The sequence below is a fragment of the Bacteroides sedimenti genome (genome assembly GCF_040365225.1).
Classification (GTDB): domain Bacteria; phylum Bacteroidota; class Bacteroidia; order Bacteroidales; family Bacteroidaceae; genus Bacteroides; species Bacteroides sedimenti.
Genome location: NZ_AP028055.1, coordinates 241,286 through 263,906, shown reverse-complemented (window position 1 = coordinate 263,906; position 22,621 = coordinate 241,286). Strand labels below are relative to the sequence as shown.

Genomic DNA, 22,621 nt, shown 5'->3' with positions numbered 1-22,621 from the left:
TCTATTAAAATTTGTAGTTAACACCCACATAAACTTCCGCAGAAGCTTTCCCTCTTCTGGCTGTACTGCCATCAAGCGGTTTGTTGTACCAATTCATTGTCGGTTCCATTGTCAGGTCTACTCTGGGCGAAAGGTTCAATTTTCCTTGCAATCCGGCCTTTACACCTAGTGGAACAGATGAGCCCAACATATCGCTTGATGCAAAGTTCAGAGTGCCTCCTAGCACACCAAGAAGTTCAAGTTTTCGATCCTTGTCATATCCTGCACCCAGTACGCTCAGGTTCATCAGATAATCGGCATTCAATGCCGCAACGTTTACCTTATCACCATTCGCAGCATTTCTAAAGCTTTTGCCGTTCACCCCGAAGCGGAGGTAAGAAACCGGAGTTACTCTCTTTCCAACTGCAGCACCAAACATACCCGTTACGTTTTTCGAATAGAATTTCCCGTAGTACGACCGTCCGAATCCTCCGGCTCCCAGTGTAGCCGAAACGAAATATTTGTAATGCTCGTCAGTTTTAAACTCTTCGGAGCGCCCAATATTTTCGGAAGAAAACTTATAATTCATACCTACATGTACGTTCATCATGCCTCTTGCCGCTTGGTCCGGATTGTTTCTCAGTGTAGAGCGAACCGTTAGTTTCGGTTCCACAAAGAAATCAGTAGTTGAAGATGCTTTGAACAATAGCTGTCCACCCGCACTTATTCCGGGAGCAAATCCCATCGTTGAGCGCTCATAATCGAGTCCTACATTCACACCAGCGAATGCATTCAGATTTATTCTTCTTTCAGGATCATATCCAAGTGCCATAGTCGACAAACTAACCATATAATCTGCCTCGGTACCTGCATAGACATATTTCACGCCTTTTTCCTGTTTATACTCGCCGCTAACTCCAATTCTCCATCCGGCTACCGGGTTAATCCAATTACCCATAGCCATCTGTCCGGATATTCCAAAAGCATTTGGTCGTCTGATGTGCGTAGCCAGAAAAGCTGTACCGGCTGACAAAGTAAAGTATTTATGATTTTTATCCTCTTTTTTGAAGAGTGTTCTCTGTTCCTTGGTACAATTGTTCAGTCTCACATTAATACCAGTCATCAATGCAGCCACACAATCCATCTCTGCAAAGCGAATATTACTTTCCGAGAAACGGTTTCCATACAAACGCATTTGCGGTTCAAGGAAGATGCCGAAAGATGGAGTCAGATTCCACAGCCCTTGTAAGGCGAGCTCTCCACCCAGATAACTCCTACTTGTCAGAGATGTAGACCGGAAAGCCAAATTGGCGCCAGCCACACCTATCAACTCAAAACTGCGCTGCGGATCGTATCCGTTCATCAAAGAAGAGATGTTCAGCAGATAGTCGGCACTGATGGTTGCAATCTTACCATTGGGGGCTGTTTTACTTTTCCACAACCTGGCTACATCTGCACTCAACCGTACTCCAGAGGTTCCGGTGAACCATTTTCCCAGATACCCACCAACTCTGGGGTCTACATCGACCTTAAAGAAGGCAGCCTGTTTCAAAGGCGAGTTAGCACCAAAGGTTAATCCTACGAAAGTATTGTCCAGCCAGCTCTCGCTGATCAGTCTATTACGTTCTCCTTTTATATGCATTGGGTTAGCATAGAGTTCAAGACCAGCATTCACCATAAAGTTTGAGCGTGTGCCGCGGTAATCATTTGTTCCCGAAGTATAATAATCTAAAGGAGAGAAATTGAGTCTTGGTTCCACAAAGAAACGCATTTCATCGTTCAGCCTGAGGGAAGCCTGCATGCCGGCTCCAAGCACAAAAAGATTTTTATCGTGCTTGCTCTTCACATACTGATATCCCGCTCCTCCGGTTGCTATCAAACTGAATGTGCGATTGGGCTCGTAGCCATAGAAAGCGTTGCTCACATTAAACAGATAGTCTGCCATCGCTCCTATGGTACTCACTTTATATTTTGTCACAGGATATTTAAAGACTGCTCCCATTCCTGTGAGGCGAGCACCCGATAAAGGGGAAAACCATCTTCCTGCACCGGCAAAGAAGCTTCCTCCAACAAAGTTGCTCATATCCGAGCCACCGGGAACCAGTTGTCCACCCAATCCCAGTCCCGAGAAGAGGAACGAGTTTTCTTTGAATGTTGACGAAGAGAATGGTTTTACTGAACGGATATTCCGCGGAATCGATCTGAATTCAACTCCTGCTACCAGCGAACCGGCAATGTTATAGCCTCGCCAGGAATCCATAAAGTCCATATTATCTGAATAAATACCGATTCGTGGCTCCATAAAGAACACATTACCGTAACCGGCTGCCAGGCGTGCCTGCAACCCGGTACGAATTCCCCATGCTCCGTTGTAACCTTCCTTAAATGGCGGGAAGAAGTATTCACCTCCGGCAACTCCAACCAATTCGAATTTTCTTTTCGCATTGAAATCACCAGCCAGAGCCGAAAAGTTCATCAAATAATCTAAACTGGTTCCAATTTCACTGGTTCTTTTGCCATTGGCAAATTTATAGTATCTTCCAAAAAGTCCTACGCGCGCTCCGTGAATTGGCGTAAACCATTTACCTAAGGCCAGCCCCGTTTCCAGCCCCGGATGCTTCAATCCGTACTTTGGATTAGGCACTAATGAGTACGATGGCCCTGTGTATAACTGCAGGAAGTAGTGTGGAATGGAATCTTCGCCGTGAAAGGTTTTAAACGCCGGAATCTTCTGCAATGCGTATTTCAAATAGTCTGAATACGATCCCTGATTCTGTGCATTTAGACTGATTGTTATCAGAAATAATGCTAATAAGGTGGTCAGGGATTTTCTGAAATACTGTTTTATCTGTGTGTAATGTGTTGTCTGTTTCATCGTCGTTCAACTTCTTGTTGCATTAATTATTCTCCTGCAGCCTGATTTTTATTTTGCCCCATCACATCCTTCAGCAGATCAATGATGTCAGCATCATTCTCCGCCATCCGTTTATACGATCCATCCTTTTCGATAGCCGCCTTTAGCAGATCCATCGCTTCCATGTAAAGCATTGCATTGGCATTGATATCGGCAGCCTCTTTCGAAGCCCGGTTGGCGCAAATTGCCTTGATGTAGAGATTCTCTGCAGTATCGTCAGACAGAGTTTTCGAGAGTTTGTATGCTGTATTATTGCGTTTCATGGCCAGCAACATCACCACTTCGTTCAGCTTTCCGGATGCAGCTACAATCTTGTAGTTATCTTCGCTAAAGCGATGGTTCAGCACATCGGTATAAGCCTTTATCTTTGCAGTCTTTTCATTGTCGCTCAGGAAATGGGCTACCGAGTCGGCTTTCGAGAACCTCCGTTCCTTCAGCAGCGATGCCACCTGGTTCAGATTAAGCTGCTCGGGGGCTTTCTCACCAGCGAACCTCTCCAGTAGTTTCGAGTCGGCCACCCCTTTTTTCAGCTGCATGGCAGAAAGATCACATGCGGCAACCATAAAATTAGGGTAAACCTCGAGGGCTCTGCGTGCAATAACTTCACTCTGTGCCGGATTCTTTTCCCCACGATATAGTTTAAAGAATTCGTATTTAGTCAGTTCCTTGTAATTTCTGTTATACAAGTCTTTGATTTCTGGCATAGTCAACAGTCGATAAATCTTAAACTGATATTCATATTCCACCTTTCTCAGTCGGGGCAGATACTTATCTGCAATGAGTCGGTAGTATGGCAATTTCAGGACCTTTTTCCACTGTGTGTCTTTACTCTTCGGATATTTACGTATGATTTCTGAGATCTCGGCAGCTTCGCTCTTGAGAGAGTCTTTCATCATCAGATCGGCCACCATCTCCCAATCGGCCACATTTGAACTACTTTTCGGTTTTAGGTTTTGCTTAGTTCCAGCTGACAGCACGCTCAGAATCTCCTTCATAGCCACCTCCATACGCTGTGCCGCCAATGTGCGGTTCCGCTCATAGCCACCTTCCGGCGAGGCATATCCGTTAATCTCGAATTTGCTCAGCTGAGCATCCTGATTACTTTCAAGTTCTTTCAGTTTCATTTTGAGCAAAGTAAGATCGGCAACCGTCGTTGAGTCGTGCATATCCAGGCTTGCCTTTCCTATCGGGAATTTGAGGTTCATCTGTGCGCGGTCGTCTCTGAGTTGTGGCTCGTCTATTGGGTAATATGCCTGATCGGTTATCATGTCTCCCGCAAAATCGAACTTCAGGAATCTGAGCGGGTTCACTATTCCGTTTGCTATTACCACCGTATCCGCGAACAGTATATTTTCATAATCGGCCACCGCCTGCACGGCATCGCATCTCCACAGGTCGTTACTGTTCTCCATATATAGCGAATCAACATAAGGTACCCGTTCACCCTGCTTTTTTACGATGTACTTTGACAAGGGGTCTTTGTTGATATCAAAATCGTACATACGAGTCTGGGTGATGTTGTATTCCCTCCCGTCTATCGACATCGGTTTAAGGAGATATTTCTGTTTTTTTGTCTCATTGTACACATAAGGTTGCATTACCAGACGGTTGAATGAGTTGAATTTCACGTTCGGACTGATTGAAGTTCTCACTATAGCCCAGTTTCCGTGAATTTCAATATTGGTAGGTTCAATAATAGGATCTTTTTTCTTTTTGACCAGTTTCCCTTGAATTACAACCTCCTGAATCATCTGTGCCTTTTTTATTAATTTCACATTGATTTGCAGTTGCCCTTTCACCTCCACAATTTCGGTAGTGTAGTTCATGTGCGAGAATTTCAGTTTACCTGTGTTGCTAACTGTGATGGCATATTTTCCATCTTCATTGGTGCTTACAGAAACGTTATCTTTTTCATTAATAACATTCACGCGTTCTACGGGTTCGCCTGATTCATTGACAACAGTTCCCCGCACCTTAATTACTTGTGCTGTGACGGGCAGATATATAAAAAACAGAATCATTAACACCAGAGCACTTCTCCGGCATAGGTCAGTCAGATTCGTCATGTTTTGAACATTCATAATTGGTTAGGTTGCGCTGCATTGCAACGGAAGTGCTTTACTAATGGCCTAAAACAATTTCCGGACATGCGTCGTGTTCACTTGTATTTTAACTTCTGATGGCGAAATTAATAATAAATTTGTTGAATGATAGTATAGGAATGTTTTTTTTATCTAATTAACTCTCTTAACATTACGGTTTGGTTAAATTTAAAAAATTTATTTTTTCACAGATACTTGAAGACTAATTCTTTAATACCATTTAGAAATAAGCAGCAAGGTAAATAAACGCAGTGAACTGCCGATATGTGATGCAATTATCAAAATTTGTACTCAACATCTTTACCGCACTCTATTTACAAATTTGCCCTGCTGTCTGACAGACAGCAGGGCAACATGGTTAGGGATTGTGAAAGGGAATTGAACTGATAACAATTCTGAATTAATCACATTATTTTAATCAATAAATTATCAACATTAAATCTCCATGCAGACATTATGTTCTCTGGATGAGATAGCAAACAAAAAAATTATCCATCTATATTTATAAGAGTATAAAACGCTTCAGATAAATTTATTTTTTTTGCTAAGATACAAAAATATTTAATAACAAAAACATACCGCCTAATATTTAAAATCTTACTCCTATCTTTTTAATTCTTACGCCTTAAAATAAAAATCTATCGTGTATGATTTTTAATTCATAGTCAATAAATTATTATCATAAAAATATGAATTTTTATTTATCTAATCATTACTTCGATATCAACAAAAAACCCTGTCATTACTAGTTAATGGCAGGGTTTGCAGATATTATACAAGATTCGTTATTTAACCTTCTTCTCAACTTCTTTTTTCATTTCTTTTTTAGCCTTGTTCATTTCTCCCTTAGGAGCTTCCTTTACTTTGGTTTCACCCTTCTTCATTTCTTTTTTAACTTTAGGCATTTCTCCTTTAGGGGCTCCCATAGCTTTACCTTCACCCTTCTTCATCTCTTTCTTCATCTCTTTATGGGTGGTCTTAACGCCTTCTTTAGCTCCCTTAACGGCTTCTTTACCTTCTTTTTTTATACCTTTTGCTTCAGCTTTAGTTGCTTCCTTTGCAGTTTTCACCTCTTTCTGGGCTTCCTTTTTCACTGTTGCAGTTTGTTCTTTCTTAACTTCTTTTTTCTTGGCTGTTCCTTGAGCTACTACATTTGCAGTAAGACATACAGTCAGCATAAATGCCACAAACAAAATTAATCTTTTCATAATTCACGATTTATTAGTTAAACACAATAGTTAAATAGCTTTATAACCAGTTACAATATCGAATATTGCACTGATTTACTTAACAAGAACAAACAAGAGATGAGAATGTTTACTAAAAATTAAAAAAAAATACGGGCAAACTGTTTTCTTTTCTTTCAAGAGAACAATTGCCCGTAATTTCTATTGTTATTTAGAACTTACTCAGCGCTGAATTCCTTTATACGCTGTTCTTCTTCCATTCGACAAATCAGTAAGGTATTATCCTTCTCGGCCACGATGTATCCATCCAGTCCCTGTATCACAACACGTTTTTCCTGGGGTACATGCACCATACAATTTGTACTTTCCACCATTTTCACGGTTCCCACCGATGCATTTCCGAAATCGTCCTGAGGCATTAAACCTCGGAGCGCTCCCCATGTGCCCAAGTCGGACCATCCAAATTCGGCAGGCATTACATAAATCTCTTCGGCATTTTCCATTACCGCATAATCGATCGAAATGTTCTCACAGTCGGGGAAACACCTGTTAATCGATTCCGTTTCGCGTTCAGTGTAAAAATCGGTATATATTTTATCGAAAATCTCTGCAATTTCGGGTGCATAAACTCTTAGTGCGGCCGATATTGTTTTTACATTCCACACAAAGATGCCTGCATTCCACAAATAATTCCCGGCTGCCAAGTATTTCTCGGCTGTTGCTTTGTCAGGTTTTTCACGGAATGCATCTACCCTACAAATCTCCTTGCTGGTTTCCATTTCTTCACCAGCGGCGATGTATCCATATCCTGTTTCCGGTCTGTTAGGTTTGATACCCAGTGTAACGATAGCGTCACTGTTTTCGGTGAATGCAAGTGCACGTTTTATTACCCGCTGAAACTCGGTTGTGTTGATCACCAACTGATCTGAAGGAGTTACAACAATGTTAGCATTGGGATATTTCACCTTAATTTTCCAGGAAACATAAGCGATGCACGGTGCGGTGTTGCGCATACAAGGTTCGGCCAGTATGTTGCTTTCAGGTATATCCGGCAACTGCTCCTTTACTATAGCTGTATACTTTGCAGATGTTACCACCCATATATTCTCGGGAGGGCATACGTCTGTAAACCTGTCTGCAGTAAGTTGAATCAGTGTTCTTCCGCATCCCATCACATCAATAAACTGCTTGGGGCATTCGGGAGTGCTCATCGGCCAGAATCTGCTTCCAATTCCACCGGCCATTATCACAACATGTGTACTCTTCATCGGATCTTCATTATAGTTTTTATTGCATCACGCAAAGATATTCATAATAATTACAATAACAAATCTCCTACAGAAACAGTTATGATTAACAGCCAGTCATCCAATCTGCATCATAATGGTATTTTATCAGGATAAAAAAAATCTCCAGGCACATGCAAAACCAGGGGAAATAAAATATGAATTATCCCAAAAACCTTTAATTTACAGCAAATTCCGTCTCCTAATCCATTTTGCAACAAAACTAATATACCCATATTTCATCTTGATTATATTCATGCTACATCTATATTTTAATCTTTTTTATATTATTAAATTAACATTTTTAAATACTAAAATAGTATAAAACAGTCCATCCATAGGGCATTCAGGCTTTATAAATCTATATATTTGCAAAACCCTAACTTTCTTTGAAACGATTATTATGACTAAAATTAAAAAGTATCTTTGTAAATACAACGAACACGGGTTTATCAATCCCGAACATGAACAACTGGAAAAATATATCATAATCGCAGTTTTTGCGATGATTTTCATTACCCTTGCAGCACTTGTTGTATGGGTGTTACACGAACAAAGTTCACATACAATTAATATGTGATCTTTATAATGCCGCTTCACCGGATATTGTTCATTTTACACTGTAGAGTCTTAATGGCTTAATTTTATTAGTTGCATTCGGCGGCATTTTATTATTAGGTGGTATTTACTAAATACAGTACCGCTACAACACATACACTAAAGAGAATAAAAAATCAATCCCCCTGTTTCAACTCTCTCTTTTTAATAGCGAGAGTTAAAACAGGGGGAATTGTTTTAGGGACTTAATTATATAAGTAAAATCAAATGTTTATTTTAGAAGGAAGCGTTTTTCCATCTTTAGTAACCAGAACTACAATATAAGTTCCTTTTGCCAAAGAGTTCAGGCTGATTACATTGTCCGAAGCCTTTTCGTCCAATAAAAGCTTGCCCGAAATATCACATATTCTTACCTTAGCCACATTTTCAATGCCATTAATCATCAGGCTTTTTGTAGCAGGAACATAATATGCCGACTCACTTGCAGCAGTCTCTGAAGCAATGCCTGTTCCCAAATTTTTAGCAACTGAAACCTTTGCTACCGTTACGTTTGATGCCTTTCTGTTTGAATAGATAAAACGTACATATCTTGATGCTGCATCCAATGTCTTGTTCTGAGTTTTCTCAGCAGGTGTAGCTGTTGATAGCGGCATTGGGGTCGAACCGTTGTACTGTGCTACCGTATTCCATGTAATGCCATCGGCAGATTCCTGAACATCAAAGACATTTAGGGGATCCCAAGTGGTACTTGCCACATTGATCTGATAAGAAAAAGCTCCAGGAGCATCTTTAAAGGCCAAAATCAAGCTGCGGCTTCCGCTTCCTAACTTCACATTACCACTGGCATCGGGCTCAGCACATGAGCCAGCCCATCCTTCTGTAGCAGAAGTCCATGCTGTAGCGAAATCAAACTGTGCAACCGGTAATGAAATTGGTTTGATGCTCTTGAAGACAATGTTATAAGTTGCACTTAAAGTATCATTACTTATCGTTACACTCTGCATAGATGAAAAATCAGTAGGCATTGTAGCCGGAGTTTTAAGGCTGTAGTAGGCTGACATAGTTGGTGTAACCTTCAGATTAGTGAGGTCCTGGTTTGGAAGGAATACCATCTGAATCTCACCAGGATTGGCACCCGGAGTAAAAGAGGCATACTTTGACAGTGGAGTAACTCCATCAATTGTAAGATTGTTTATTCGCTGTGCATTAACAGTCATTGCTGCAAATGCAATACAAGTAATTGTAGTAAAAATTTTCTTCATACAAGCATTGTTTTTAAGTTGTTGTTTTGATTATCGAAGAGATCAAAGAGGTTGCCCGGGAGTTAAATTGTTCCCAGGCAACCTCTATATAATATTAATATCCTGGATTTTGTATGATAAGACCTTTTGTTTCTCTTATATCGTAATCAGGGATAGGATATAGCTCATGTTTACCGGCTGTATAGCGTTCACCAGCAAGGAATGAGTATTTACCAAATAATTTACTTGCCATAGCTTCATCAAACTTAGTCTTTGTATCCATGATTGCTTTCCCCAGCAGGTTCCAGCGAACCAAGTCCAGACGTCTTCCACCTTCGAAGCAGAGTTCGCGGGCACGTTCTTTAAACAGATAATCGAAGAATGCATTTTTATCTGCAAAGTCGGTTACTTTGAGGTCGCGTACAGCATCGGCTGTTTTATAAGGAAGCCCGAATGCTCTTCTGCGAACCTGGTTAACGCACTCGATTGCTTTTGCAGTAGGTCCGTTGTTCAGTTCATTCTCTACCTCGGCAAGCATCAGCAATACATCAGAATAGCGCAACAGTACCACATTAACATCCGTGTTATTGTTATCCTTCACTGCACCTGTATGCCAGTTTCTTCTCCATTTTCCGGGAGCCCAAGTGTAGCTCTTGCTTCTTGGTATCTCGCTAGTGGTGTTTGTTGCCGCATCGGTATTGGAAATCTGGAATGTAGCAATAGCCACACTTCTTCTTAAATCGCCACTTTCATAAGTATCATAGAAGAAATGGTGAGTCTTTATGAATGAATTGGCACGGCCGTAGATGGATGTCTGTGCAATGCTTGGTCCATTGTATGTTCCCATTACGCTAGCACCCAGGGGCTGTCCGGTTGGGGTAAAGAATGCAATTTCGCAGATGTTTTCAAATGGATCGTAAACCTGCTCACACATATTTCTGAATACTCTTTCGTAGCTGCTTAGCAAACCATGTTGATTTGAATCGACCAACTCGTTCAACACTGTCTGAGCTTTTTGATAGTACTCCTTATAATTGTCAGAGCGTTTCATTTCACCAACCAGTCCGGATCCATAGAGTGAGTATCCTCCGCGGAACATATAAGCGCGGGCAAGTAATCCCATTGCAGCGCCCTTATTTATACGCTCTTCAGCATCTCTCCATTGAAGATCAGGAATTGCTTCTTCGAAATCCTTGAATATCTGGTCATAAATCACATTTCTGTCTGTCTTTGGCAATTTAAAATCGTCACCATCCTTTGATGCATTCAGTTTAAACGGCACATCGCCGAAAAGGCGTACCAGGTCAAAATAACACATTGCTCTGAGGCATTTAGTCTGAGCCACCAGTTTCTTGTATTTTATCGTGTCGGCTGCTTCACCTTTCAGCGTTACATCTCCGCATCTTTCAAGAATTGTGTTTGCACGGTCAATGCCCCGGTAGTACAACTGCCATGACTCCTGCAGCCATGAGTGGGTTGCATAGGCATTATAGTGTCCCAAATCGCGGGCCACGTGTCCGATACTAGCTCCCTGTATGTGCGATATATCTGTATCAGTGTCATACACCATCCAGTACTGTCCGTAGGTTGATATGTTGCTGAAGGTTTCGTACACTCCATTTACAGCCATATCCAGATTTTCAGTATCCTTAAAATACTCGTTCACATCGTAGAAGTTGAAAACCTCCTCTTTCAACTGGTCGTTGCATGATGTTGCCAATCCCATAAAGGCTGCAACAAACATCAGCTTGCCAATTTTCTTATAAGCCTTGCATTTATTTAATGTCTTCATATAATATCAGTTTTATAGTTAGAATGAAAGATTAAGTCCAAACACAAAAGAGAAACTTCTTGGGTATGCTCCCCAGTCTACTCCCGGAGTTAATCCACCATTTGGTTTAGTATTCACTTCAGGGTCGAATCCTGAATATCCTGTCAATGTCATCAGGTTGTATGCCGAAGCGTATACTCTGAGGCTGTTGATGCTTGCTTTCTGCAACAATTGTTTAGGAATGGTATATCCCATGGTAATATTGTTCAGACGAAGGAATGATGCGTCTTCAATATATCCGGAGTGGAACTTGAGAACAGACGATCCATTGATGGATGCCATTGTTTTCCCTTCGTTTATCTCACCAAGTCTGGTTATATCTGTAAATACATTCTTTCCGTCAACCGGGTCGATATAAGTAAAGCGGTCTGCACTTACAGCCAGAGAGTTTCTTTGTCTGTTGTTCATCTTAGTGAAATACATCTTATTGGCATTGTACACATCGCCGCCAACCTGAAAATTAAGTGCGAAACTCAAGTCGAAACCTTTATAAGTAAAGTTATTAATCAATCCACCAATCAGGTCGGGGTTTGCGTTACCGATAATTGTTTTATCGTTTGCAGTGATTCCATCCTTTCCGTCAATATCAACAAACTTCCAGCTACCCGGCTGCGGATAATCTGATGCATTATAAGGAACACCTTCTTTCAATACATATTTCTTTGTTGCAGCATCGTAGTGGTCAAAATCGGCAGTAGTATAAATTCCAGCCAGTTTAAATCCGTACATCGATCCCAAAGATTCACCTTTTTGAATGATATAGTCGTCATCATTGAATTCAGCTGCACCTACCCATCCCGAACGGGTTGTGAAGAAGTCGGCATCCGAAAGAGCTTTCACCTTATTTTCATTGCGAGCCAGGTTAAAGCTGGTTTCCCACATAAAGTTCTTGTTTCTGATATTCACGGTATTGATTGAAACCTCGATACCACGGTTCTGAGTTTTACCAATGTTTCTGATAGTTGTTGCGTAACCCGACAACAGTGGCAATCTTGTTTCGAGCAGCAAGTCTCTTGTTTCATTGTTATATACATCAACTGTTGCCTGAATGCGCTGATTGAAGAATCCCATGTCGATACCTAAGTTGGAAGTAACATTGGTTTCCCATTTCACATTAGGGTTAGGCAACTGTGAGCTACCATAAGATGTATAAACACCTGTTCCGAAAGGAGTAGTCTCTGATGACATTTTTGAGAGTGAACGGTAGTTACCAATTCCGTCATTACCTGCCATACCATAACCCAGACGAACCTTCAGGTTAGAGAATACATCCAATTTTTTAATGAATTCTTCTTCAGAAGCTCTCCATGCAAAAGATGCAGCAGGGAAGTAACCCCATTTATTGTTCGAACCGAAACGGTTTGAACCATCCGCACGTAAGGTAGCTGTTGCCAGATATCTTTGTTTGTAGTTATAGTTCACACGACCGAAGAAAGATATCTTTCTGTACTTGATGTGGTTAGATGATGGTATACCCGGAGTTGTTCCCAGAGAGATATCATCCAGTCCAAAGTTCTTATCAGGGAAAGTTGTATTAGTCAGACTCAGATACTTAGTTTCAAGCATATAGTCTTCCTGTCCAACCATCGCGTCGAAAGAGTGTCCTTTTTTCAGTTTCGGAGCATAAGTCAGCGTGTTGTTATACTCAAAAGTATTGTAATCATACTTGTTGATGGTTCCCCAGGGAGCACCGGCATTGATAGCCTGACGGCTTTCTGCTTTATAGAACAGTTCTTCGCTTGTAGTTCTGTTTCTCAAACCGGCAGTACCACGATATGTCAGGTTTTTGCTCAGTTTAAATACCACTTCACCGTTGTAAGAAAGATACTTGTTAATCTTTGTACGATCTTCAGCGTCGATCGAGATCAATGGATTTTGCATCTGGTTTCCGCTGTCTTCATCAATAGCAGGGTCTTTCTGGAATGTAAGCAGATCGAGGTCATTTCCGTATTTGCCAATTACCGGGCGATATTGCAGGATATGCTGCATACGGCTGAACTGACCCGATTCACCTAACGAACCCAGTCCTTTTGTTGTCTCATCTGTATAGTTGATGTTCAGTCCGAAAGTCAGTCGGTCGTTCACTATCTGGTTCAACTTAGCGCGAAGGTTTGTTCTTACCAGTCCGCTGTTTTTCATGATACCATCGTCCATGTTACGGGCAATAGAAGCATTGTAGTTGGACTTCTTTGTACCTCCGCTTATTGATACTTTGTGATTCTGAGAGATAGGATTATTGTCTTCAAACACTTGGTCCTGCCAGTTGATACCCGGTCTGTTTCCATAGATACCATCAATCTGTCCGTATGCGGCCATCATGGCTTCCTGAGTAGTTCCTGCGCTTGATGAATATGGATCGGCATAGATAGAAAGGAATTTCTTAATATCATCATCCCCGTTAAGGATAGCTCTTTCGTATTCCATTTTCACAAAATCCTTGTTGCTAAGCAGGTCAACACGTTTAGTCAGCTTCTTGAATCCGATGTACATATCGTAGGTAATATTCGACTTACCCTCTTTTGCTTTCTTTGTGGTGATAAGGATAACCCCATTGGCACCTGCCGAACCGTAGATTGCTGTAGCCGAAGCATCCTTCAGTACATCAATGCTCTCGATATCGCTTGGTTCCAATCCATTCATTCCGTTATCGCTAACAAATCCATCAATAATGTAGAGAGGCTCATTACTTTGAGTAATTGACATACCTCCACGCACACGAATGGAAATGCTTGCATCGGGCGAACCTTCAGATTGGGTTACTTTCACACCGGCAATTTTACCGGCTATTGCCTGGGCCACATTGGTTACAGGAACTTTCCCAACTTCGCTACCCGAGATTGATGAAACAGCTCCCGTTAGGTCCTTACGCTTCACGGTAGCGTACCCAATGGCTACTACTTCGTTCAACGTAACGGCATTCACAGTCATCTTAACATCGATTTGTTTCTTGCCGTTCACCTTCACTTCTTTTGGTTCCATACCTATAAAAGAGAATACGAGCACATCCTTAGCCGGATTGTTCACCTTTATAGAATACTGCCCGTTAAGGTCGGTTGCAGTACCAACACCTTTCACCCCTTTGAGGGTGACAGTTGCACCAATAACTTCTATTCCATCATTGTCGGTAACCTTTCCCTTTACAATCAAGCTTTGGGCATGTACCGAAACTGTTGAGATAAGAAAGATTATCATTAAAATAAATCCCGTGTATTTTTTCATATTAAAAAAATGTATTATTAGGTTTTAAACTTATCGCTAAAGTATATCATTTATCATAGCATGAAATTCAGTATTGTTTTTACTTCCTTTAATCGTGGTTTTTCAATATTAATTTTGTTGAAAATTCTATTAAATATGTGCATCAAACAGGTTACAAAACTGTTTCAGCATCAAAACAAACCATTCATAAAGCCTACAATATCAACCAGATAAACAATGTTCGTTATACAAATCCGTTTATAAATTATTATTTTGCCGCATCAGGGATAATATCAATTAACTCCTCCGCTATTTTATTTCTCTCTTTGATTACTGTGCTTCCTTTAATTTTGCCGTTTCCGGGAAGATTGTACTCCACTGCATTCCCCTTATTGTCTCTTACAATCAGGAAAGGAGCCTTTGCACCATCCATCTCCGCTTCAATGTTCCAGCCACCAATTTCCCATTTCCCTTTTGAAATTTCTTTCGGAGCCATCAAACGGGTGGTTTTCTTATCTCTGTCAATCTGGATAACAGCCAAGAAACGCATTGCCGGAGTCTTGCTTTGGGTAGTTAATTCCGAATGCCAATGCTTCTTGTAGTCGTAAGCTTCCGAAGCATCCATCCCTCCGCGTTGCTTCCAGTTAATTGCCGGTGAAAAGAATTCGTTCGTCAGGTTATTGTTCAAAGCGTAGGGGCAGAACAAATCTACACGACTGTTGGCAACTTCGTTTCCGCCAAAAATGACATTCTCCTTTTCACCTTTCTCCATCTGATTATAAGAGTGTAGCAACCAAGTCCATGTGATAGGTTTCTTCGCTCTCAGCTCATCATATATCACCACGATGTCAGGACGCAGGAATACAAAGTGGCGACGGAATCGGGTTACTCCCGGATTACCAAAGCCGTTCTTCTTGGTATATTCCACATTAAACTGTTTCATTCTGTCAATCCAGAAATCGGTAGTCATCAAGTCGTAAGCATGAGTGGCATCACCAAGTACATAGGTCAGCGCCGGAGTATTCTTGAAGCGGGCAATCCATCCATAGCCATTCTCGCCAATACACTGTGCCATGCTGTCGGCCAGAATGGTGTTGTGTCCGCGGGTTCGGTAATGCATCAGGGTATGGGCATCGGTAAAGTTACTGTAATAGCCCGAACCACCATATAGTTGTTTCCCGCCTACATTGATGCCGAATCCGTTATGGGCAGCATGCGCATGTCCGGTTGCACCGAAAGGAAGGGCTGTAAAGTTTATCATCACATCCTTTTTCGCATCCGCCACGTTGTTGTGCATCAGGGCAAATCCTGCATCGCGGAACAACAGTCCCTGAGGAAGATTATCCGGAACCTGCGCTTTCACAACGTTCTGCGGATTCTTTGTCATCAGGCGGTAGAAAGTAAATTCTTTCGCTCTTGACAATCCTTCGGACTCATCTTCAGCTAGTTTATCTGCATACCAGCGGGCGTATGGGTTTTTAAGTTCACGGGCAAGCGCATCCATGAATCCCATATAGGCTTTATCCGGACTGGTCTTATTCTCTGCATTATCTCCGAATCCGGTAGAATAAGAGTTCTTCGGATAAGAGTAGATTACAAACTTAGGCAGATTATGAAAATAAGGAATATTAAAGAAATCAACACCGGTCAACCGGCTAAAAGTAAACGGCATGTATATAAATGTCTCGAAATTAACCGCAAAATAGCTTGTTCCATCATGCCATCCGCCATCATCGGCTCCCAAAATCGGGAAGCGAGAACACCACACTTCGTAGCAATATGCCAGCCATTGCGAAGCTTCGGGCAGGTCCTTCATCACTGCAATGGATGTGTTGCAAAACTGTCTCAGCGTATGTTGCCATACGTGATTATCCATGGAGTGAGTTTCAAATTCGTTTGCGTACTGACGGAAGAATTTCGTTCCGCGTACCTTAATCGCATCCAGGAGCTGCTGCTTCTCGGCCGGTTTCATCAAATCGTAGGCGGCATCGAAAGCAGCGGCCATTCCTTCCATCACAGCTGCCGAGTTGAAGTCATCATTCGTAGCATTGCCCTTAGGGTCCATCTTTGCCAGATGCAACGCCTGCTTCAGTGCCTTTTCGCCGTAAGCCTTATCTCCGGTAAGCAGATAAGCCATCGACAAATCGGAAATGGGGTCGGCCACCTTGTTGCCAAATCCGTGATACATGAAGGTCATCATCACATTTTTTTCCGATGCCGAGAGATTGGTTGTATCACGCGGACGCGTTGGTTCCTCTTTAGGAAGAGCCGCTTTCAGTTGTTTATCCGCTCTTTTTATTACCTGATTGGCATCCTGCGTATTCTGGTTGCGCTTTCTGAAATCAGCCAGTTCGCCCGCAGTGACATATAGTCTGGGGTGTGAGCCGGAGCATTTTGAAAGGAATTCCTTGACTGTAGGTGTTTCGAACGCACGACTGGCGCCCGTTACCTTAAAGTTGAACACAGCCGACCATTCTACGTTCTTTTCCTTCACCACGCCGTATTGCCAGAACCAGTTTCCCGGCTGCAGTTTCTTGTGGTTATCGTACATGGCCCAGGAAATATTCTCGCTGGTAAATGTGGCTTTCGCCGGAAAATTCTTATCCTTCGAAAAACGCACCTTATAGATTGTACCTTTCCCGGCCGAAGGCCAAAGGAAAGGAACCGGATTAACCGAAACTTCTTTCCCGTTGGATGGCGAAGCCCACTCACGATAGCGCGGATGAATAGCTTGCTTTGTGATGCTTTTTTCCGCCGTTTGTGCGCCAGCCTGCGTTAAGGGCAAGATGGAAAGAGAAAAAAGGAGAAAAAGATATCTTTTGTTTAACATAACTAAATCATTTATATGATAAATGGTTTCTATTTCACTTATTCGGATCTCTGAAAAAGCTCTCTCAGTCGTACTGTCTTATTGTCAATCAATGGTTTTGCCCAGATACCGATACCTGTGATATAAAGAATGAAAACCATGATAAAGAGCATTCCTGCACGCAAACCCACAGCATCGGCTATGGCGCTCACGATAAGCGGACCGCCGGCTCCTCCCACAATTCCCGAGCAAAGAATTCCGGCAAACGAACCGTGATTCTTCGAAACAGAATTGAGAGCCAACGAGAATACGATTGAGTACATAACCGATATGCAGAACCCGATGGCGGGGAAGGCCACAACTGCAATTGTGGTAGAACCAAACAACGCCAGCAACAGGAATACAGCAGAAAGAACTCCCGAGCCCAGCAGCACCTTCCTGCAGTCGTAAAGCTTCAGCAATATCATTCCTACCACACAACCCACTGTCATCAGTCCCCAGAAATAGCTCACCGTCCGTGCACCCTCCAGCTGAGGATCAATGTGGTGATACTTCTCCAGGAAGGTAGTCATAAAGTTGGCAGTAGCCTGCTCGGTACTTACATAGCAGAATATTCCCAGGAAGAAGAGCCATACGGTTTTCTTCTCAAACAGTTCCAGATAGGAGGATTTCGACCCTGCCTTCTCGTCTTCGGAAAGTTCCACCTTTGGTATGCGCATAAACAGCACAGCAACCAGCATGACCAATAGCAGTGCCACAAACACCCAGTATAGAGATACCCACGGCAGTTCGGGTGGGGTCACCCTTGCCAGCATATCAATAAGGAGGTTGTTCCCTTTTTTATAGGTTCCGGGAGTCAGCTCTTTTACAAGATAAATGTAGACCAGCGGACTGATAAACGAGGCTATTCCGAACATAAACTGGGCAAATTCGGCAATGAATGCATAGTTCTCTTCACCTCCGGCTACCCTTTGCAAAGGATTCAGCACCGTCTGAAGCATTGCCATTCCCAGCCCGATGATGAAACAGGAGGCCAGCAGCATCTCATAACAAGGTACACAGGCAAACAGAAGTGTTCCGATGAAAGGCATCAGGAAGCCGATGAACAGTACCTTCTTGTCTCCAATCTTGTCTATCAGCATACCTGCCGGTACCGACATGATTGCATACGCCAGAAAGAAAGAGGTGGGAATAAACCCTGCCATAGCCAGATGGCTCAGACTGAAATTCTTAATAATATCGGGGATTATAGGTCCCAGGATGTTTGTAATGAATGATATTACAAACCAGAACATCATGATGAAGGAGATGAGCGTTATATTCTTTTTCATTTCTTCGGTTATTTAATAGAAGTAAATACCAGTTTTGCCGCTCCTATGCTTCCTGCATTATTACCCAGCGTAGCCGCCATAATGGTTGTGTTCACCGCACAATCGGGTATTACATTCCCAAAAGCATAATCACTCACCTTGTCGATGTAGAAATCGCCGGCTTCCGACAGACCGCCACCGATAATCACCCGCTGCGGACTGAAGATGTTAATGAATCCGGCAATGCCTCTTCCCAGGTAGTAGCAATGGTTGTTGAAACATTCCGTTGCCAATGGGTCACCTTCTTTGTAAAGACGAACAATCAGTTCACCATTTATCTCTTTCTCCGGATAGATAATATTCTGCTGTTCACACCCCTTCTTGAACATCTTGACCAGAGCCGCTGTAGAGGCGTAAGTCTCCAGACAGCCTACCGAACCGCACGCACAAGGCTCGCCGTTCGCAATCAAAGGAACATGTCCCAGCTCCGTGCCCCGGTTATCAAACCCGTTGAAAAGCTTTCCGTCAATCACCACGGCACCACCAATCCCGGTTCCTACGGTAAGGAAAACCACATTCGAACAACCTTGTCCGGCACCGTAACCGGCTTCACCCAGTCCCATCAGGTTGGCATCATTATTCACCACTGTAGACAAAGATGTCATCTCCTCAATCCTTTCGGCCAGAGGGATGTTCTCCCATCCGTTTATATTTTCGGCTCCTCCCAGCACAATCCGGTTCGAGCTATCCACAATACCCGGAGTACCAATGCCCACACCTGCTATTTCGCAGTTGTGCATGCCGGCATAGTGCTGAATCTCCTTTACTGCGGCGGCAATCTGTTCAATCACTCTCTCCGCAGAGATATCAGCGCCCGATGGCAGTTTCCCCGAAGTAACAATGTTCGCATTCTCATCTATCAGGGCGTACTTAATAAAAGTACCCCCTAAATCTATTCCTATTGCATGCAGCATACGCCTATCCCCTTTCTACCCAGATTGGCGAACTCCATGCCCATTGCTGGTCACGTTGACGAACACGCACATAATAATAATCCGTATCTTTCTCTTGTTCCGTATCTTCCATGAAGTGCTCAATGCGATAGCAACTATCAGGCATGGCACGTTCAAACTGAATAGCTTCGCTCAGCCACCCTCTCATGAAATGAGCCCGGGTACCTTCCAACAGTTCACCCAGCGAGTGCTTAAACATCTTACCGTTAAACTCAGCGGCAATCACCCCGTCTTTCGGCATTGTCACATCCAGGATAACCCCCTGCATGGCAGGTGTCGTAGTGTTCGGGTTCATCGATGTATAGATTTCCAGTTCCGTTTCTTTCTCATTGGAAGATAGTATCTTGTTTACCTTCGTTTCGAAAACATGTCCTTTCTTCAGGTCGCTTTCCTGAGGCGAGGTAAAGGCAGCTCCCCGGAAACAGGGCGTTACGCTATTCAGCTTGCCTTTGTTCAGAGACAGCTTTCCGTTCCAGGATACTACCGCCTGCTCCCTATTCCATCCGAAGTTCACCTTCACCTTGCAGTGCACGTTCTCTTCTTTCGGCATTACAGGAGTCTGCGGACCGCTCATGCGGGCAATGCATCTGCCGTTCTTCACAATATCCACGTAGTCGATGCAGCTTGCTCCTTCCACGTTGACGTATATCCTGCGGCTTTTTCCCTTCACCACATCGCCCATAAAGGCATCATTCAGCCTGAAGTCGATGTTTATCTTGTCGCCCGTTGCACAGCACACATGTCTGTTCTTCAGTGCATCCCATATCTCTCCACGTTTCAGGGACGATGCCAGTACACCAATCCTTCCGTCGCCATAGCTTCCCGGATAACCGGCATGTTGGTCGGTAGAGCCCATGATACCAAATTTCTTTCCCTGGCTCAAACCGTACTGAATGGTTCCCTCCCACTGTCTGGGTCCCATATCGTGCAGGTAGTTATAATCGCCCATGTCACTTTCCGCCAGTCCGTGACGCGAGAACATCTCTACAAACGGAGTCTGTTCCCCTTCACTGAAGTGCTTCCAGTTATATCCTCTGTAACCTTCCTGATAACCCATGTGGTGAGGAGTAACAAATACCTTCTTGCCCTTCAGCTTCTGCTTTAAATCTGTAACCGAAGTACACTCCACCAACGGAGCATCCAGGTCGTAGTTCAGTGCCACATGGTCGCCATGCTCCATGCTGTGGCATTCGTAGCCAAGGAAGGTGAGGAATTCTCCCTCCTTGTTATATTCGTTGGTCATTGCCACATACTTCTGCCAGCCACCTTCGCGCAGCTTTTTGAATGCGCCGGTGTGATAATCAATCACCCAGTTCAGGCGAGGGTCGTTGGCACCCGGAATATCGGGCCACATGGCATGAGGGGTTACCGAAACGAAGTCGAGCTGTCCTTTCGCCGCTTCAAAAGCGGTTCGCATATCTCCGTGACCGTATGTTAGGTTACAGTGATTATGTAAATCTCCCCAATACATTTTCAGATTGCTTGCCGAAGGTAGTATCTTCTTTACATCTTTACCATTCCACTTGTCGGCTGCAAACAGGTTTCCCGATGCTGCCAGTCCCACAAGCGACCATCCGGCATTTCTTAAAAACTTTCTTCTATCCATAATATTAGTCAGTTTATTTATTCTGGTTAACTTTATTCCCATTAAATAGTACATGCACCTTCTCTTCAGGGTCGGTGTCCTTGTACTGCTTCTGTGTTTCCAGAAGCAATTTCATCAGCTTGCGCTGCTCCTTTGCGTATGCCGGTTTTCCAAACACATTGTGCATTTCGCGCGGGTCCTTCTTCAGGTCGTACATCTCCCACTCGTTCACATCGTTGTAGAAATGAATCAGTTTGAAGTCCGCTGTGCGTATGCCGTAATGACGTTTCACAGAGTGTTCCGCCGGATATTCATAATAGTGGTAATAGGCAGCCTTCCTCCAGTTGGCAGGAGCCTTTCCTTCGCCCTGCAGAACAGGTTTCAGCGAATGTCCCTGAATATCGGCCGGGACAGGAATCCCTGCAAAATCAAGAAAGGTAGGTGCAAAATCCACATTCATGCAAATGGCGTTCGATACGCTTTTCGGCTTTATCGCCTTCGGATAGCGCACCATCAGAGGCATCCTTTGACATTCCTCGTACATAAACCGCTTGTCGAACCATCCGTGTTCGCCCAGGAAGAATCCCTGGTCGGAGGTATAAACGATAATCGTATTATCCAGTTCCCCGGTTTTTTCCAGGTATTCAAGCAGCCTGCCCACATTCTCGTCCACCGCCTGGGCAGTAGCCAGATAATCGCGCATGTACTGCTGATACTTCCAGCTTATCAGCTGTTTATCGTTCATGCCACCCTTGCGAAACTGTGCTATACGTTCAGCATAGGTCGAATCCCATTTTGCCATTTCCGCCGGTGTCATTCGTGTATATACCTTCTTGAATTTGTTATCATCAGGCAGTTTCATAATCTCATCATGTGTCAGCAGCTTCAGGTCCCACGCATCGGTCATGGTTTTTGCAATCGACATATCCTGTTCCTTCGCCGCGCGTCCCCGTTCGCTGTAATCATCAAACAAGTTTTCGGGTTCCGGAAACACCCGGTCGTTGAAGATGCCCAAGTATCTCTGTGCCGGCATCCAGTTGCGGTGAGGCGCCTTTTGGTGATACATCACACAGAAGGGTTTGCTCTTGTCCCTGTGCTCCAGGAAGTCAATGGTCTTATCGGTAATCACATCCGTTACGTACCCTTGCTCCTGAATATCCTTCCCGTTCTCGCAGAAATCGGGCTTGTAGTAATCCCCTTGCTCATGTTGTCCGGTTAAGATGCACCAGTAATCGAACCCTTTCGGTTCCGATATAAGGTGCCATTTACCAATGATGGCAGTCTGGTAGCCAGCCTTCCGCAACAAAGAAGGGAAGGTAGGCTGATTGCCGTTGAACACGCTCGAATTATCGGTAAATCCGTTTACGTGACTGAATTTCCCGGTCAGGATGCAGGCCCTCGAAGGTCCCGAAAGAGCATTCGTAGCATAGCAATTGTCAAAGCGTACCCCTTCATTGGCCAGTCTGTCCAGGTTAGGGGTCGAAGCCAGCTTACTGCCGTAACAGGATATTGCCTGTGTTGTATGGTCGTCGGTCATCATAAAGATGATATTCGGCCGCTTTACCTTTTCCTTGGCGGTGCAGTTCAGGGAACATGCCACCGCCATCA

12 protein-coding genes are annotated in these 22,621 nt (G+C 43.5%); all 12 read right to left on the bottom strand.

Annotated elements, in window-relative coordinates:
- Positions 1-4: 4 nt before the first annotated feature.
- The gene (locus ABWU87_RS00960) at positions 5-2,854 is read right to left on the bottom strand and encodes a hypothetical protein (protein WP_353332408.1); all 2,850 of its coding nucleotides are present in this window, start codon (positions 2,852-2,854) and stop codon (positions 5-7) included.
- A 26-nt stretch (positions 2,855-2,880) separates the two neighbouring features.
- Positions 2,881-4,959: a carboxypeptidase-like regulatory domain-containing protein gene (locus ABWU87_RS00955; protein WP_353332406.1), complete on the bottom strand. Its 2,079-nt coding sequence runs from the start codon at positions 4,957-4,959 to the stop codon at positions 2,881-2,883.
- 821 nt (positions 4,960-5,780) lie between these two features.
- Positions 5,781-6,203, bottom strand: coding sequence for a hypothetical protein (locus ABWU87_RS00950; RefSeq protein ID WP_353332404.1), 423 nt, complete (start codon positions 6,201-6,203; stop codon positions 5,781-5,783).
- 197 nt (positions 6,204-6,400) lie between these two features.
- Positions 6,401-7,450: a mannose-1-phosphate guanylyltransferase gene (locus ABWU87_RS00945; protein ID WP_353332402.1), complete on the bottom strand. Its 1,050-nt coding sequence runs from the start codon at positions 7,448-7,450 to the stop codon at positions 6,401-6,403.
- An 839-nt stretch (positions 7,451-8,289) separates the two neighbouring features.
- Positions 8,290-9,288, bottom strand: coding sequence for a T9SS type A sorting domain-containing protein (locus ABWU87_RS00940; RefSeq protein ID WP_353332401.1), 999 nt, complete (start codon positions 9,286-9,288; stop codon positions 8,290-8,292).
- Between the two features lie 94 nt (positions 9,289-9,382).
- On the bottom strand, positions 9,383-11,059 hold the full coding sequence (locus ABWU87_RS00935) for a RagB/SusD family nutrient uptake outer membrane protein (RefSeq protein WP_353332399.1): 1,677 nt from the start codon (positions 11,057-11,059) through the stop codon (positions 9,383-9,385).
- 18 nt (positions 11,060-11,077) lie between these two features.
- Positions 11,078-14,317, bottom strand: a complete 3,240-nt coding sequence (locus ABWU87_RS00930) for a SusC/RagA family TonB-linked outer membrane protein (RefSeq protein ID WP_353332397.1) — start codon at positions 14,315-14,317, stop codon at positions 11,078-11,080.
- Between the two features lie 247 nt (positions 14,318-14,564).
- Positions 14,565-17,126, bottom strand: coding sequence for a DUF4962 domain-containing protein (locus ABWU87_RS00925; protein ID WP_353332395.1), 2,562 nt, complete (start codon positions 17,124-17,126; stop codon positions 14,565-14,567).
- Positions 17,127-17,164: 38 nt separating this feature from the next.
- Positions 17,165-18,436 (bottom strand): sugar MFS transporter, encoded by a 1,272-nt coding sequence (locus ABWU87_RS00920; protein ID WP_353332393.1) that lies wholly within the window; start codon positions 18,434-18,436, stop codon positions 17,165-17,167.
- Positions 18,437-18,444: 8 nt separating this feature from the next.
- Positions 18,445-19,389, bottom strand: a complete 945-nt coding sequence (locus ABWU87_RS00915) for an ROK family protein (protein WP_353332391.1) — start codon at positions 19,387-19,389, stop codon at positions 18,445-18,447.
- Between the two features lie 4 nt (positions 19,390-19,393).
- Positions 19,394-21,034, bottom strand: a complete 1,641-nt coding sequence (locus ABWU87_RS00910) for a Tat pathway signal sequence (protein ID WP_353332389.1) — start codon at positions 21,032-21,034, stop codon at positions 19,394-19,396.
- Positions 21,035-21,047: 13 nt separating this feature from the next.
- Positions 21,048-22,619 carry a sulfatase family protein gene (locus ABWU87_RS00905; RefSeq protein WP_353334494.1) on the bottom strand — a complete coding sequence of 524 codons (1,572 nt, stop codon included), beginning with the start codon at positions 22,617-22,619 and terminating at the stop codon, positions 21,048-21,050.
- Positions 22,620-22,621: the final 2 nt, after the last annotated feature.